Annotated in this window: 13 protein-coding genes and 1 tRNA gene; 8 read left to right on the top strand and 6 right to left on the bottom strand. The window is 65.8% G+C overall.

The features are described from left to right. Positions 1-67: 67 nt before the first annotated feature. Positions 68-364, bottom strand: a complete 297-nt coding sequence (locus SIDU_RS04565; RefSeq protein WP_007688774.1) for a chorismate mutase — start codon at positions 362-364, stop codon at positions 68-70. Positions 365-598: 234 nt separating this feature from the next. Here SIDU_RS04565 and rpsD point away from each other — a divergent pair, with 234 nt between their 5' ends. The 3 genes from rpsD (at position 599) to SIDU_RS04550 (ending at position 4,160) form a co-directional block, all read left to right on the top strand. After that, positions 599-1,213, top strand: coding sequence for a 30S ribosomal protein S4 (gene rpsD / locus SIDU_RS04560; RefSeq protein WP_007688773.1), 615 nt, complete (start codon positions 599-601; stop codon positions 1,211-1,213). Between the two features lie 168 nt (positions 1,214-1,381). Then, positions 1,382-3,028, top strand: coding sequence for a M28 family peptidase (locus tag SIDU_RS04555; protein WP_007688771.1), 1,647 nt, complete (start codon positions 1,382-1,384; stop codon positions 3,026-3,028). Positions 3,029-3,227: 199 nt separating this feature from the next. Next, a complete protein-coding gene (locus SIDU_RS04550; protein WP_007688770.1) occupies positions 3,228-4,160 on the top strand; it encodes an NAD(P)H-dependent flavin oxidoreductase in 933 nt (310 codons plus the stop codon). A 72-nt stretch (positions 4,161-4,232) separates the two neighbouring features. On the opposite strand, the gene SIDU_RS04545 is transcribed toward SIDU_RS04550, so the two are convergent. Beyond that, positions 4,233-5,105, bottom strand: a complete 873-nt coding sequence (locus SIDU_RS04545) for an alpha/beta fold hydrolase (RefSeq protein ID WP_007688768.1) — start codon at positions 5,103-5,105, stop codon at positions 4,233-4,235. A 267-nt stretch (positions 5,106-5,372) separates the two neighbouring features. Here SIDU_RS04545 and SIDU_RS04540 point away from each other — a divergent pair, with 267 nt between their 5' ends. The 3 genes from SIDU_RS04540 (at position 5,373) to SIDU_RS04530 (ending at position 7,630) form a co-directional block, all read left to right on the top strand. Beyond that, positions 5,373-6,356: an agmatine deiminase family protein gene (locus SIDU_RS04540; RefSeq protein WP_007688767.1), complete on the top strand. Its 984-nt coding sequence runs from the start codon at positions 5,373-5,375 to the stop codon at positions 6,354-6,356. A 115-nt stretch (positions 6,357-6,471) separates the two neighbouring features. After that, positions 6,472-7,320 (top strand): N-carbamoylputrescine amidase, encoded by an 849-nt coding sequence (aguB, locus tag SIDU_RS04535; RefSeq protein ID WP_007688765.1) that lies wholly within the window; start codon positions 6,472-6,474, stop codon positions 7,318-7,320. A gap of 19 nt (positions 7,321-7,339) precedes the next feature. Beyond that, positions 7,340-7,630: a putative quinol monooxygenase gene (locus SIDU_RS04530; RefSeq protein WP_007688763.1), complete on the top strand. Its 291-nt coding sequence runs from the start codon at positions 7,340-7,342 to the stop codon at positions 7,628-7,630. On the opposite strand, the gene SIDU_RS04525 is transcribed toward SIDU_RS04530, so the two are convergent. Beyond that, positions 7,620-8,273, bottom strand: coding sequence for a uracil-DNA glycosylase (locus SIDU_RS04525; RefSeq protein ID WP_007688761.1), 654 nt, complete (start codon positions 8,271-8,273; stop codon positions 7,620-7,622). The two genes, SIDU_RS04530 and SIDU_RS04525, sit on opposite strands and share 11 nt — an antisense overlap. Positions 8,274-8,296: 23 nt before the next feature. On the opposite strand from SIDU_RS04525, the gene folK reads away from it, so the two are divergent. Both folK and SIDU_RS04515 read left to right on the top strand, forming a co-directional pair. After that, positions 8,297-8,797, top strand: coding sequence for a 2-amino-4-hydroxy-6-hydroxymethyldihydropteridine diphosphokinase (gene folK / locus SIDU_RS04520; protein WP_007688759.1), 501 nt, complete (start codon positions 8,297-8,299; stop codon positions 8,795-8,797). Positions 8,798-8,842: 45 nt separating this feature from the next. Next, positions 8,843-8,918 (top strand) — tRNA-Lys (locus SIDU_RS04515). Positions 8,919-9,372: 454 nt separating this feature from the next. On the opposite strand, the gene glgX is transcribed toward SIDU_RS04515, so the two are convergent. The 3 genes from glgX to glgC are packed head-to-tail and all read right to left on the bottom strand — an operon-like array spanning position 9,373 to position 14,000. Further along, complete coding sequence (gene glgX, locus SIDU_RS04510; protein ID WP_025771897.1) at positions 9,373-11,280, bottom strand: glycogen debranching protein GlgX; 1,908 nt, start codon at positions 11,278-11,280, stop codon at positions 9,373-9,375. Beyond that, positions 11,277-12,725 carry a glycogen synthase GlgA gene (glgA, locus tag SIDU_RS04505; protein WP_007688752.1) on the bottom strand — a complete coding sequence of 483 codons (1,449 nt, stop codon included), beginning with the start codon at positions 12,723-12,725 and terminating at the stop codon, positions 11,277-11,279. The genes glgX and glgA overlap by 4 nt, the downstream gene beginning before the upstream one ends. A gap of 15 nt (positions 12,726-12,740) precedes the next feature. Next, positions 12,741-14,000, bottom strand: a complete 1,260-nt coding sequence (gene glgC / locus SIDU_RS04500; protein WP_007688750.1) for a glucose-1-phosphate adenylyltransferase — start codon at positions 13,998-14,000, stop codon at positions 12,741-12,743. Positions 14,001-14,050: the final 50 nt, after the last annotated feature.

The following is a 14,050-nucleotide window of genomic DNA, read 5'->3' as shown; positions in this document are numbered from 1 at the left end:
CGCTGAGCGCAACATGTTCTGCCAAGGCAGGATGTTTGAACTGGGCTCCTGCCTTCGCAGGAGCACGTCATGCCTTGAGGCGGTCGAATTCGGTCATTTCATAGGCGATCGATGCTTCGACCAATCGATCCCAAAGGTCGGCAATAACATCGGCCGGGGCGCCCAGCCTTTCCGCCTCGGCGCGGACATTCTCGATCACCTCCGCCTTGCGCGCCTCGTCGCGGACGGCGGCGCGTTCCGGCTTGATCCGGGCGGCGGCGCGCATATGGGCGAAGCGTTGGTCGAGCAGCGCGACGAGCCGGCGGTCGATTTCGTCCACCCCTGCGCGGACGTCGGCCATGGTGGTGTAGCTTTCGGGGTCCATGGCCCGCTCAACTAAGGCCGGAAACAGGCGCTGTCGAGGGTTGACATCGCGTCCTCGCTTCTTCATAGGCGCCGCTTCGCGATTGGCCCCGTATCCCGGTGAAACGGTGGCCCTGCCCCTGAAATATGGATCGTAGGCGATACCGGGGATACATTCGCCCTTCCCGAAAAGTGGGAACCGGTTTTCGGATCAGAAGGGTGAACAAACGTTAAAAGCAGTTGTTAAGGAATCATCATGTCGAAGCGTTCAAGCGCCAAGTACAAACTCGACCGCCGCATGGGCGAGAACATCTGGGGCCGGCCCAAGAGCCCGGTCAACAAGCGGGAATATGGCCCCGGCCAGCACGGCCAGCGCCGCAAGGGCAAGATGTCCGACTATGGCATCCAGCTTCGCGCCAAGCAGAAGCTGAAGGGCTATTATGGCGACATCACCGAAAAGCAGTTCAAGAAGAACTACACCGAAGCCGCCCGCATGAAGGGCGACACCGGCCAGAACCTGATCGGCCTGCTGGAACGCCGCCTGGACGCCGTCGTGTATCGCGCCAAGTTCGCCCCGACCATCTGGTCGTCGCGCCAGCTCGTGTCGCACGGCCACATCTATGTGAACGGCGTGAAGTGCAACATCGCCTCGCGCCTGGTGAAGCCGGGCGATGAGATCACCCTGGGCAAGAAGGCGCAGGAAATGGCGCTGGTCCTGGAAGCCCAGGGCCTGCCCGAGCGCGACATCCCCGACTATGTCGTGGCTGACGGCGCCGCCAAGGTCACCTATGTCCGCGTGCCGACGCTGGACGAAGTGCCCTATCCGGTGAAGATGGAACCCAATCTGGTCGTCGAATTCTATTCGCGCTGATCCGGTTTCGCTTCCGGCGAGAATTTCAGGAAGGCGGTCCTTCGGGGCCGCCTTTTTGTTTGCCCCTTCGGCTTGTTTGCCTGCCCGACTTGTTTGCCCGCCCTACTTGTTTGACAGCCGGGCAACTGGCATCAACGGCGCATTCGCCGTCTTTTCAAGGGCCTTGCCATGCGCGCGCTTTTCCTGACCACCCTTGTCGCCCTTGCCAGCGGGAGCGCGGCGATTGCCGCTGCCGCCGACGACGGCCCTGCCATCGACACGATGAAGGAGGTGGTGAAGGAGATTTCGTCCGACGCCTATGAAGGGCGCGCCCCCGGAACGGCCGGGGAGGAAAAGACCCTGGCCTATCTGGTGCGGCGTTTCGAGGCGCTGGGGCTGAAGCCCGGCAACAAGGGAAGCTGGTTCCAGGACGTGCCGCTGGTGGAGATCGACGCCAAGAATGTGTCTCCGCTGCGCTTCACCGGGGGCAAGACTGCGGTTTCGGCCGCCTACGGCCCCGAAATGGTGATCGCCACCTATCGCACCGGCCAGCCGCATGTCGAGGTGAAGGACAGCCCGGTCGTCTTCGTCGGCTATGGCATCAACGCGCCGGAGAAGAAGTGGAACGATTATGCCGGGGTCAATGTGAAGGGCAAGACTGTCCTCATCCTGGTGAATGATCCGGATTACCAGACGCCGACGCTGCGCGGGCCGTTCAACGGGCGGGCGATGACCTATTATGGCCGCTGGACCTACAAGTTCGAGGAAGCGGCGCGGCAGGGCGCGGCGGCGGCGATCATCGTGCATGACACCGTGCCCGCCGCCTATGGCTGGAACGTCGTGCAGTCGAGCTGGACGGGCGCGCAGCATGTGGCGGACAGCGCCAACGGCAATGCCGACCAGTCCGCCGCCATCGGCTGGATTCAAAAGGACAAGGCGGCCGCGCTGATGGCAAGCGCGGGCCTGAACCTCGACGCGCTGACGACGGCGGCGAAGAAGCGCGGATTCAGGGCGGTTCCGCTCAAGAATGTGAAGGCGGGCGTCTCCTTCGACAACGCCGTTCGCAGGCATAGTTCGAAGAATGTCGTGGCGCTCCTCCCCGGCAAGGCGCGGCCCGACGAATATGTGCTCTACGCGGCGCACTGGGACCATCTGGGCCGGTGCGAGGCCGCGCCGGACGGCGACGACATCTGCAACGGCGCCATCGACAATGCGACCGGGACGGCGGCGCTGGTGGCCCTGGCGGAGGCCAATGTGAAGGCCGGGCCGACCGAGCGCAGCCAGGTCTTCCTGGCGGTGACGGCGGAGGAATCGGGGCTGCTGGGGTCGGCCTATTACGGCAATCATCCGGTCTTTCCGCTTGGGCAGACGGTGGGCGGGGTCAATATGGACGCGCTCAGCATGGCGGGGCTGGCGAAGAATGTCGTGGTGATCGGCAAGGGCAAGTCGCAGCTCGACGCCTATCTGGACCGCGCCCTGGCGGCGCAGAAGCGGGTCGCCAGCCTGGAGCCGACCCCGGAAAAGGGCTTTTACTACCGATCCGACCATTTCAGCTTCGCCAAGCATGGGGTGCCGATGCTCTATTTCGAAGGCGGGCAGGACCTGGCGAAGGGCGGGCCTGCCGCGGGCGCGAAGGCGGCCAAGGACTATGAGGAGCATCATTATCACGGCCCCAAGGACGAATATGACCCCAGATGGGACTGGAGCGGGGTGAAGGCGGACCTGAAGCTCTATTATGATGTGGGCCGCGCGCTTGCCGTCGCGACCGATTGGCCGAACTGGATGCCGGGGGACGAGTTCCGCGCGATCCGCGACGCGAGCCGGGCGGGCAAGTGAGCGAATCCATGGCCTTTTAGGGGCGAAGGCCGCCATTTTCCGTCGGCAGGAGCGCAATCGCCGGCGGGGCAGCCGCCCCTGACCCTACGGCATCGGGGAAGACGCCTCCCTGCCCCCGGCATCTCCGCGATTCGGCCTTTTTCGTCGCCCGCTTAAATGATAGCGCCCTGCTGGAAATCATGAAGGAGAGGCTTGGCCCATGAGTTTGCCGGTATTTTTGGAAGGGCGCCTGTCCCTGCCGCTGATCGGTTCGCCGTTGTTCATCATCTCGCAGCCGGCGCTCGTGATCGCCCAGTGCCGCGCCGGGATCGTGGGCTCCTTTCCTTCGCTCAATGCGCGTCCGTCCGGCATGTTCGAACGATGGCTCCAGCAATTGGGCGAGGCGCTGACCGACCGGGACGCGCCCTTCGCGGTCAACCTGATCGTGCACAAGACCAACAGCCGGCTGGAGGAGGATCTCGCCCTCTGCGTCAAATATCGCGTGCCCATCGTGATCACCTCGCTGGGGGCGCGGGAGGATGTGAACCGGGCGGTGCACAGCTATGGCGGCATCGTCCTGCACGACGTCATCAACAATGGCTTTGCGCGCAAGGCGATCCAGAAGGGCGCGGACGGGCTGATCGCCGTGGCGGCGGGCGCGGGCGGCCATGCCGGCACCATGTCGCCCTTCGCGCTGGTGGAGGAAATCCGCGCCTGGTTCGACGGGCCGCTGGCCCTGTCGGGCGCGATCGCCACCGGCCGATCGATCGCGGCGGCGCGGATGATGGGTGCGGACTTCGCCTATATGGGTTCCCCCTTCATCGCGACGCAGGAAGCCAATGCCGAACCGGCCTACAAGCAGATGATCGTCGACAGCGGCGCGGCCGACATCGTCTATTCGGATTATTTCACCGGCGTGCTCGGCAATTATCTGCGGCCGAGCATTACCGCCGCCGGGCTGGATGCCGACAATCTGCCGAAGGCGTCGGAAATGGACTTTTCCAGCGCGGCGGGCGGCGCCAAGAAAGCCTGGCGCGATGTCTGGGGCGCGGGCCAGGGAATCGGCGCCATCCGCGACATTCAGCCGGCGGGCGACTTCATCGCCCAGCTCAAGGCCGAATATCGGGCCGCCATCGCCGCCTTCGCCGCTTAGGCTGTATCGACATTCAGCCCTGACGGCCTCCACCGGCCGGAGGTGACGCCTCAGCGCTTCGCTGCGGAAGGGTCAGAGGAAGCCGCGCAGTTCGGCCATGAAGCGGTCGAACTGGTCATGGTGCAGCCAATGGCCCGCATTGGCGAATTCCACCAGCCGCGCGTCCTGGAAATGCGCGGCGCGCCCATCCTTCACCGGATTGGACGCCCAGCTATCCAGGCCCAGGCACAGCAGGGTCGGGCATGTGATCCGCTTCCAGAACTGGGGCAGGTCGACATCCGACCAGGCCTGAGGCGCCGGATCGTGCAGATAGGGGTCGAATTTCCAGCGATAGCTGCCATCCTCGTTGCGGTTGACGCCGTGGACGGTGAGGTGCATCGCCTGCTCGACCGACAGATGGTCGTTGCGTTCCCGCATGCGCGCCACCGCCGCCTCTATGGTCGGGTAATGCCGCCGCGTCTGGCGCGCCCGCGTCCGCCGCTTGTCGATCCATTGGAGCCATTGGTCCGGCCCGGCCTTTTGCGCCTGTTCCTCGATCCGGCCCGGCGACAGGCCCAGCCCCTCTATGGCGACTATCCTGGCGACCCTGTCCGGAAACAGCCCGGCATAGCGCAGCGCGACCGATCCGCCCAGCGAATGGCCGACCAATATCACCGGCTCCCGCCCCAATTGCTCGATCAACTGCGCCAGGTCGTAGACATAGTTCGCTATCATGTAGGAACCCTCGGCCGACCAGGCGCTGTCGCCATGGCCACGCAGGTCCGGCGCGACGACGTGATAATCCTTCGCCAGCGCCCGCGCCGTCCAGTCCCAGCTTCGCGCATGGTCGAACCCGCCATGCACCAGGATCAGCGTGGGCGCCGCGCTGTTGCCCCAGTCCAGATAATGCAGGCGCATCCGCAGCGACGTGTAGAAATGCGAGGTCGGCGCGGCTTGCGTGTTCATGCGATCCTGCGAAAGCGGTGACGGGAAAGGACGACGTTCCTGCCTCTTTGGCGAACTCCCCGCCGCATGCAAGGGGCGATGGGCGAAAATCCTTGGTTTACGCGCCTTTCGTCAAACTTTGTTGCCGCCGTCGCGCGCGGCGCGCCCTGGGGAAAGCCGCCCGTCCGTTCCCCGTCCGAAATCGACCATTTGCCATAATGCCTCTGGAATGCCCGGCGCGATGCTGTAGAGGGCGCGGAGGACAGCGTGCGATCAGGAGCCGAGCCCATGACTTTCCATATGCCCGCCGAATGGGCGCCGCATGAATGGACCTGGATCGGCTTTCCCACATCCGCCGAGGAATGGCCCGGCGCGTTCGACGATGCGCGGCGGCAGATCGCGCAGTTCGCAAGCGCGCTGCATGCCGGGGGCAAGGGCGAAGAGGTGCGGCTGGTCTGCGCCAATGAGGGGGATGCGGACATCGCCCGCGCCCTGGTGCCGCCGGGGGTCGCCATCGTCGTGCAGAAGCTGGGCGACGTCTGGCTGCGCGACACGGCGCCCATCGCGGTGAAGCGGGGAAAGGAGCGGGCGCTGGTCGACTTCGGCTTCAACGGCTGGGGCGGCAAATATCGGATGCCGGGCGACGAGGATATAGGCGCGCGGCTGGCGGCGACGACGGGGCTGCCGATCTCTACCCAGAATTGGGTGTTCGAAGGGGGCGCGGTCGACACCGACGGCACCGGCCTGTTCGTGACGACGGAGCAATGCCTGCTCAACCCCAACCGCAACCCCGAACTGGATCGGGGAAAGATCGAAACCCTGCTGGCCGGTTCGCTGGGGCTTTCCGACATGCTGTGGCTGGGCGACGGCCTGCTCAACGATCATACGGACGGGCATGTCGACAACCTGGCCCGCTTCGTGGCGCCGGGGGTGCTGGCGCTGCCGGAAGCGAGCGGGGAGGATGATCCCAATGCCGCCGTCTATGCCGATGCGCGGGCGCGGGCCAGGGCGTTCGGGGTCGACGTAGCCCCCATCCCCTCCCCCGGCCGCGTGATCGTGGATGGGGAGGCGATTCCGGCAAGCTACATGAATTTCTATATCGGCAACGCAGCCGTCATCGTGCCCGTCTATGGCCGGCCCAATGACCAGGCGGCCCTGGACGCGCTCAAACCCTTCTTCCCCGGCCGGGAGATCGTCGGGCTGCGCAGCGACGCGATCCTGTCGGGCGGCGGCAGCTTCCATTGTTGCAGCCAGCAGATGCCGTCCGCCTGAAAGCCGAAAGGAGCGAGCGCGGCGCCGATCGCGGGTTGCGCGGTCACGATCCTGCTCTATCTCCTCACCATTGCCATTGCGGCCCGCATGGGCGCTCGTCCTTAGGGTGTTACCGATGACCAAAGTTACCGTCGCCGCTCTCCAGCTCGCCTTTTCGGACGACCGGGCGGACAATATCGAAATGGTCGCCGGCCATGTGGTGAAGGCGGCGGCGCGCGGCGCGAAGATCGTCCTGCCGCCCGAACTGTTCGAAGGCCCCTATTTCTGCAAGGTGGAGGAGGAGGAACTGTTCGCCAACGCCCTGCCCCTGGACGAGCATCCCGCCGTGCAGGAAATGCGCAAGGTGGCGAAGGCGGAGGGCGTCTATGTCCCGACCAGCTTCTTCGAGCGCGACGGCCATCATCACTACAATTCGCTCGCCATGATCGACGATGAGGGCGAGATCATGGGTGTCTATCGCAAGAGCCACATTCCCGACGGGCCGGGATATGAGGAGAAATATTATTTCCGCCCCGGCAATAGCGGCTTCAAGGTGTGGAAGACGAAATACGGCACCATCGGCGTCGGCATATGCTGGGACCAATGGTATCCGGAAACGGCGCGGGTGATGGCGCTGATGGGGGCGGAGATGCTGTTCTACCCGACCGCCATCGGGTCCGAACCCTATGACGCGGACCTCGACACCAGCCGCATGTGGCGCCGGGCGATGATCGGCCATGCTGTCAGCAACTGCATGCCCGTGATCGCCGCCAACCGGATCGGCGAGGAGGACGGCCAGAAATTCTACGGCCACAGCTTCATCGCCGACGAGTGGGGCGATTTCGCCGCGGAAGCCGACGGCAGGGACAATGGCGCGCTGGTGGCGACGCTGGACCTGGCGCAGGCGCGCAAGCATCGTGCCGGCATGGGTTTCTTCCGCGACCGGCGGCCGGAGCTTTACGGCCGGATCGCCCAGGATATCTGAACAAACAGGAGGAAAGACGATGACCATTGCACGCTACTATGTCATGCACGCGAAGGAAGGCATGAGCGCCGCCCTGGAAACCGCCCTGCGCGCCGTAACGGACGCGGTCCGCCCGCTGGCCGGATGCGAAGGGGTGGAATTGATGCGCGACATCGGCAATGAGCGCCGCTTCGTCTTCATCGAGCAATGGGCGGATGTCGACGCCCACAAGGCGGCGGTGGAGATATTGGACAAGGCGCTGTTCGCGCCGATGCTGGCGGCGCTCGACGGGCCGCCGGACGGGCTCTACCTCGACTATCTCATTCGCTGAGCGCCAGCGCCCGGGCGAAGACGGCCTCGAACATCCGAGCCGTCAATCGCCCGGTATTCTGGTTGTACCGCGAACAATGATAGCTATCGATGACGATCTTGCCGCTGGGCATGCGATGCTCCGCCATATGGGCGAAGCGCGCCTTGGGGAGCTTGCCGCCCAGCGCCTTGACCGTCGACTGATGCGCGATCTGACCCAGGGCGAGGAAGACCTGCGCGTGGGGCAGGGCCTCCACCGCGGCCTTCAGGAAGGCGCGGCAATTGTGGACCTCCTCCGGCAGTGGCCTGTTCTGCGGCGGCAGGCATTTGACCGCGTTGAGGATGATGGCGCCGCGCAATGTCAGGCCGTCGTCGGCGCGCGCTTCATAGACGCCGTTGGCGAGGCCGAACTTGGCGAGGGTGGCAAAGAGCAGATCGCCGGCATGATCCCCGGTGAAGGGCCGGCCCGTGCGGTTGGCGCCCATCCTGCCGGGCGCCAGGCCGACAATCGCGATCCGGCCGAGCGGATCGCCGAAATGCGGGACCGGCGCGTTCCACCAGCCGGGATGTTCCGCCCGGTTCCGTTCGCGCAAAACGGCCAGGCGCGGGCAAAGCGGGCAATCGTGGGGCGCCTCGCCATGCGGGATAGGACTTTGCAGCGTCATGGCGACGGGATAGGCGCTGTGGGATGGCCAAGACAAGCACCCGTCATGTTTACGCCCTAGCCCTGGGATCGAACCGGGCCTTGTCGGCGCGGCTGGATCCGCCCCGCCTGTTGGCCGAGGCGATCCGCCGGATCGCGGAACTGGGCGCGGTTCTCAGCGTCGCTCCCGTCATGCAGACGCCGCCCATCGGGCCGACGCGCCGCGTCTTCGCCAACGGCGCGTTGCTGGTGGAAAGCTCCCTGCCGCCCGAGGAGATGCTTTCCCGCCTGCAGGCGATAGAGCGCGCCTTGGGCCGGCAGCGGTTCAGGCGCTGGGGATCAAGGCGGCTGGACATCGACATCATCCTGTGGTCGGGGGGGCGCTGGAACAGCCGCTCGCTGCGCATTCCGCACCCGGCGTTTCGCGGGCGGGACTTCGTGCTGGCGCCGCTGCATGCGATCGCGCCGGGCTGGCGCGACCCGATGTCGGGACTTTCGATCCGCCATTTGCGCTTCCGCCTGCGAAAAGCGGTTTCTGGAGGTTGACCCGCCGCATCGCCGCCTCTAGTGCGTGCGGACCCCAGGACATGAGGGCCCTTAGCTCAGTCGGTAGAGCAACTGACTTTTAATCAGTAGGTCGCTGGTTCGAATCCAGCAGGGCTCACCACCCCGTCGGCACGGGGCTGCCTTCAATCCCGCTTCATTAGGGTGTATGGGGATTCAGTTCAGGGCGCGGCGAAAATAGTGGATTTCGAGAACTGGCGCGCAGCCTACTCAAAGTAGGTGAGCACCGGAAGCACGGAGATTGAAGCGAGGCACGTGACTCGCTTCAACCATTTGCAGGCCGTCAGGGCTGAATGTCGATACAGCCTAGACCGCCTTGATCACCAGCGCGGCGAAGCACCATATTTCTATCGAAACCAGCAGGCCGAACAAGATGCCGAACATGGCGTCAGGCTTCAAAGCGTCGTCCATCTGCCCTCTCCATTTCTTTCTGCAAGATGAACGACTTAACCATGCATCTGGTTCCCGGAGCGTTTCGACGCATGTATCTGTCCGCATTTTGGAGGGTTCGCCTCGCGGCTCCTCGTTTCATGCTGAGCGCGGCGGCTCTCGATAATCTAGCTCTGCGGCCGGTCGCCGGCGCGACCCCGCGCGCCGCTTTCCCGTTCAGCGGGAATGGGCAGGACCGTTCGGGCGGGGACGCGCACGGCGCCGAAATCCCGCGGCTGGTCGTCGCCATTGATGAGGATGGTGAAGCCAGATCGCCGGAACCGCATGGCCAGGCAGCGGCGATCCGCATCCTTCCATTGCGCGACGGTCATGGGCCGACCCTGCTCGTCCAGCCACTCGATGTCATCTTCCGACAGCCAGCCCGTGTCGCTGAAATCCGGCGCGGACGCCCGCAGGCCGGCGAGTGCGAAGGCATGCGCCTCAATCTCGCGGTCGCGTCCCTGCCAGTCGAGCCAGCCGATCGCATTATCCTGCGCATAGGCATTGTTGTTGCCCATCTGCGTCCGCCCGAACTCATCGCCGGCGGTCAGCATGATCGTGCCGCGGGAGCAGAATAACGTGCCGAGTAGCGCCTTGACGTCGCGCCGCCGCGCCGCCTGAATGGCCGGATCGGCGCTGGCGCCTTCGACGCCGTTGTTCCAACTGAAATTCTCGCCATGACCGTCACGGTTATGCTCGCCATTGGCCTCGTTGCGGCGATGTTCATAGGCGGTCAGGTCCGCCAGCGTGAAGCCGTCATGCGCCGCCAGGAAATTGACGGTCCGCGTCGCCGCAGCGCCATGGAAAATGTCGGACGATCCCGCGAGCCGGGTCGCCAGCGCGCCGATCATGCCGCGATCCCCGCGCCAGAAACGGCGCATGTCATCGCGATAGCGGTCGTTCCATTCCAGCCACCGTTCCCCGAACCGGCCGAGCTGATAGCCGCCGGGGCCGATGTCCCACGGTTCCGCGATCAGGACGCGGTCGGACAGCAGCGGATCGTCGCCCATCGCCCTCAGCAAGGGCGCTTCGCTGTCGAAACCCGTCGGCAGGCGTCCCAGAGCGGGAGCGAGGTCGAAGCGGAAGCCGTCCACGCCCGCCGCGCCGACGAAATGGCGCAGCGAATCCAGGATCAGCCGCTGCGCGACGGGATGGTTGCAGTCGATGCTGTTGCCCGTGCCCGTGTCGTTGATCAGGCGGCCGTCGGCTTCATGCCGGAAATAGCTGCGCGCATCCAGGCCGCGAAGCGACAGGGTCGGCCCCTCCCGGTCGCTTTCCCCGTCATGATTATAGACCATGTCCAGGATCACGCCGATGCCGGCCGCATGCAGCGCGTCCACCGCGCCGCGCAGTTCCGCCATGCCGCCGGGCGCGAGGCGGGGATCGAGCACGAAATAGCTGACCGGATTATAGCCCCAGGCGTTGCGCAGCCCTAGCGGCCCCAGATGCCGTTCGTCGATCCAGGCGTTGATCGGCATCAGTTCGACGGCGGAGACATGCAGGCGGCGCAGATGTTCGATCACGGCGGGATGGCCAAGCGCGGCTATGGTGCCGCGCCGCGCCTCCGGAATGTCGGGATGCAGCATGGTGAAGCCGCGGACCTGCACCTCGTAGACCAGGCCGCCGGGGCGGAAGACCGGCGGTTCCGGAGCCATCATGGGAAAGGGCGGCGTCACCACCCCCTTGGGCATCAAGGCTGCCGTGTCCCCGCCCTCGCCGCGTGGCGCGGCCAGCATCGGATCATAGGCGAACGGCCGGTCGATGGCGGCGGCATAGGGATCGAGCAGCAGCTTGTCCGGGTCGAACCACAGCCCGGCGTCCGGATGATGGGGCCCGTCGGCGCGCAGGCCATAGCGATCGCCCTCCCCCACGCCCGGCGCATCGACGGACCAGATTCCATCAACGCCCCGCGTCATCGGCAGGCGCGTCTCGCGATCCTGGGCGTCGAACAGGCACAGCCAGAGCCGGTCGGCATCGGGCGCATGGACGCGGAAACGGGTTCCGCGTTCGTGCATGTCCGGACCCAGCGGACTCATGCGCCGGTCTGGATCAGGGTGCGGAACAGTTCCGCATAGCGCGCCGCGCTATGGGTCCAGGAAAAGTCGGCGCGCATGCCGGCGCGCTGCATCGCCTGCCATGTCGGCCGATGCGCATGAAGGCGGATGGCGCGCGCGATCGCGCCGTGCAGCGCCAGCGGATCGGACGGGGGGAAGACGATGCCGGTCGCCGCGCCCGCGCCGACGGCAGCTTCATTGGCGTCGATCACCGTGTCCGCCAGCCCGCCGACACGCGCCACAACCGGCACGCATCCATAGCGGAGGCCGTAAAGCTGGGTCAGGCCGCAAGGTTCGAAGCGGGAGGGGATCAATATGGCGTCGCCGCCCGCCTGCATCAGATGCGACAGCGGCTCGTCATAGCCGATCCGCGCCCCAACCCGGCCGCGATGCCGGTCCGCCGCCGCCAGGAACGCGCCCTCCAGCGGATGGTCGCCCGACCCCAGCAGCGCCAGCTTGCCGCCCAGGCCCACCAGATGGTCAATGGCGTCCATCACCATGTCCATGCCCTTCTGCCAGGTGAGGCGGCTGACGATGATGAAGATCGGCGCATCGTCGCGGTCGAGGCCGAACTGCGTTTCGAGGGCGCGGCGGCTGGCGCGGCGCCCGCCCAGCGCGCGCGCCCTGAAGGGCCTGGGGATCAGGGGATCGGCGGCGGGATCCCATATCGCGGTGTCGACGCCGTTCAATATGCCGTGCAGCCTGTCGGCCCGGCCGTTGATCAGGCCGTCCAGCCCCATGCCGTGCATCGGGGAACGGATTTCGTCGGCATAGGTGGGGCTGACGGTGGTGATGGCGTCGGCCGAGACGAGCCCTGCCTTCAGATAGCCGGTGCCGCCATAATATTCGACCCCGTCGACGCCCCAGGCTTCGGGCGGCAGGCCCAGTTGGGGGAAGATGTCCGCGCCGAAACGCCCCTGAAAGGCCAGGTTATGGATCGTCACCACCCTGGGCACGGCATGGGCCGGGCCGAAACGCATATAGGCGGCGGTCATCGCCGCCTGCCAGTCATGCGCATGGACCAGGTCGGGCCGCCAGCCCTTCACCCCTTCGGCCGCCATGTCCGCCCCCACGCGGGACAGAGCGGCAAAGCGTTTCCAATTGTCGGGCCATTCGCCGCCGCCCGCATCGCCATAGGGGCCGCCTTCCCGCGCGAAGAAATCCGGCGCATCCAGCACCAGCAGGTCAAGCTCGCCCAGCTTCGCCCCCAGCACCGCCGCCGGCGCCCCGAACAGCGCGTCATAGCGGCGCAGCGGCTTCGCCTTGCCCAGGCGCGAAAGAACCGCCGGATAGCCCGGCACCAGCGTCCTGACCCCTATGCCTTGCCCCGCCAGCGCGCCGGGCAAGGCGCCCGCCACGTCGGCCAGTCCCCCGGTCTTCACCAGCGGATAGATTTCGGACGCGACCGAAAGAACCCGCATCGCCATTCCCCCGCCCAAGATTCAGTCCGCCAGCCGTTCGATCATATATTGGGTGATCAGCGTCACGCCGCCTTCGGTCCGTCGGAAACGCTGCGCGTCATGTTCCGGATGTTCCCCCACGATCAGGCCGGGCGGGACGATCACGCCCGAATCCAGCACGCATTTATGCAGCCGCGCCCCGCGCCCGATCACGCAGTCGGGCATGATGACGCTCTCCGTCACGGAGGAGAAGCTGTGCGTGCGCACGCCGGTGAACAGCAGGCTGCGGTGGAGCGACGATCCCGACACGATGCACCCGCCCGCGATCAGGGAGGATGTGGCCGAACCGCGCCGCCCCTCCTCATTATGCACGAACTTGGCGGGCGGGGTGACTTCGGAATAGGTCCAGAGCGGCCAGCTCCGGTCGTAGAGGTCGAGCGACGGCACCACGTCGGTCAGGTCGATATTTGCCTGCCAATAGGCGTCGATGGTGCCGACGTCGCGCCAATAGGGCACGGGTTCGCTTTCGGCGCGGACGCAACTGCTGGAAAAGCGGTGGGCGACGGCCTTGCCATGCTTGACGATGTGCGGGATGATGTCGCCGCCGAAATCGCGCTTGCTGTCCGGATCGTCAGCGTCGCGGCGCAGTTCCTCGATCAAAAGGGCCGTGCGGAAGACGTAGATGCCCATGGACGCCAGCGCCATGCCGGGGCTGCCGGGAATGTGCGGCGGCTTCTTCGGCTTTTCGACGAAGGCGGTGACCACGTCCTGCTCGTCCACATGCATGACGCCGAAGCCGCTGGCTTCCTTCACAGGCACCTCCATGCAGCCGATGGTGACGTCCGCGCCGCTGTCGACATGCTGCTGGAGCATCAGTTCATAGTCCATCTTGTACACATGGTCCCCCGCCAGGATGACCATATATTCCGGCGCATAGCTTTCGATGATGTCGATATTCTGGAACACGGCGTCGGCCGTGCCCTCATACCACTGGCTTTCCGACACGCGCTGGCTGGCGGGCAGGATGTCGAAGCTCTCGTTGCGTTCCGTGCGAAAGAAGTTCCAGCCGCGCTGGAGATGCCGGATCAGCGAATGCGCCTTATATTGCGTCGCGACGCCGATGCGCCTGATGCCGCTGTTGAGCGCGTTCGACAGCGCGAAATCGATGATCCGCGCCTTGCCCCCGAAATGCACCGCCGGCTTGGCGCGGCGGTCGGTCAATTCGGCCAGGCGACTGCCCCTGCCCCCGGCCAGTACATAGGCCATGGCGTCGCGGGCGATCGGCTGGTGTCTTGGCTGCATCGCCCTCTTCTCCTTCATGCTCGCGAGCGCTTGGTTTCCGCCCGTCGGTT

The sequence above is a fragment of the Sphingobium indicum B90A genome, assembly GCF_000264945.2.
Taxonomy (GTDB): Bacteria; Pseudomonadota; Alphaproteobacteria; order Sphingomonadales; family Sphingomonadaceae; genus Sphingobium; species Sphingobium indicum.
This window is presented reverse-complemented; position numbering and strand designations above follow the sequence as displayed.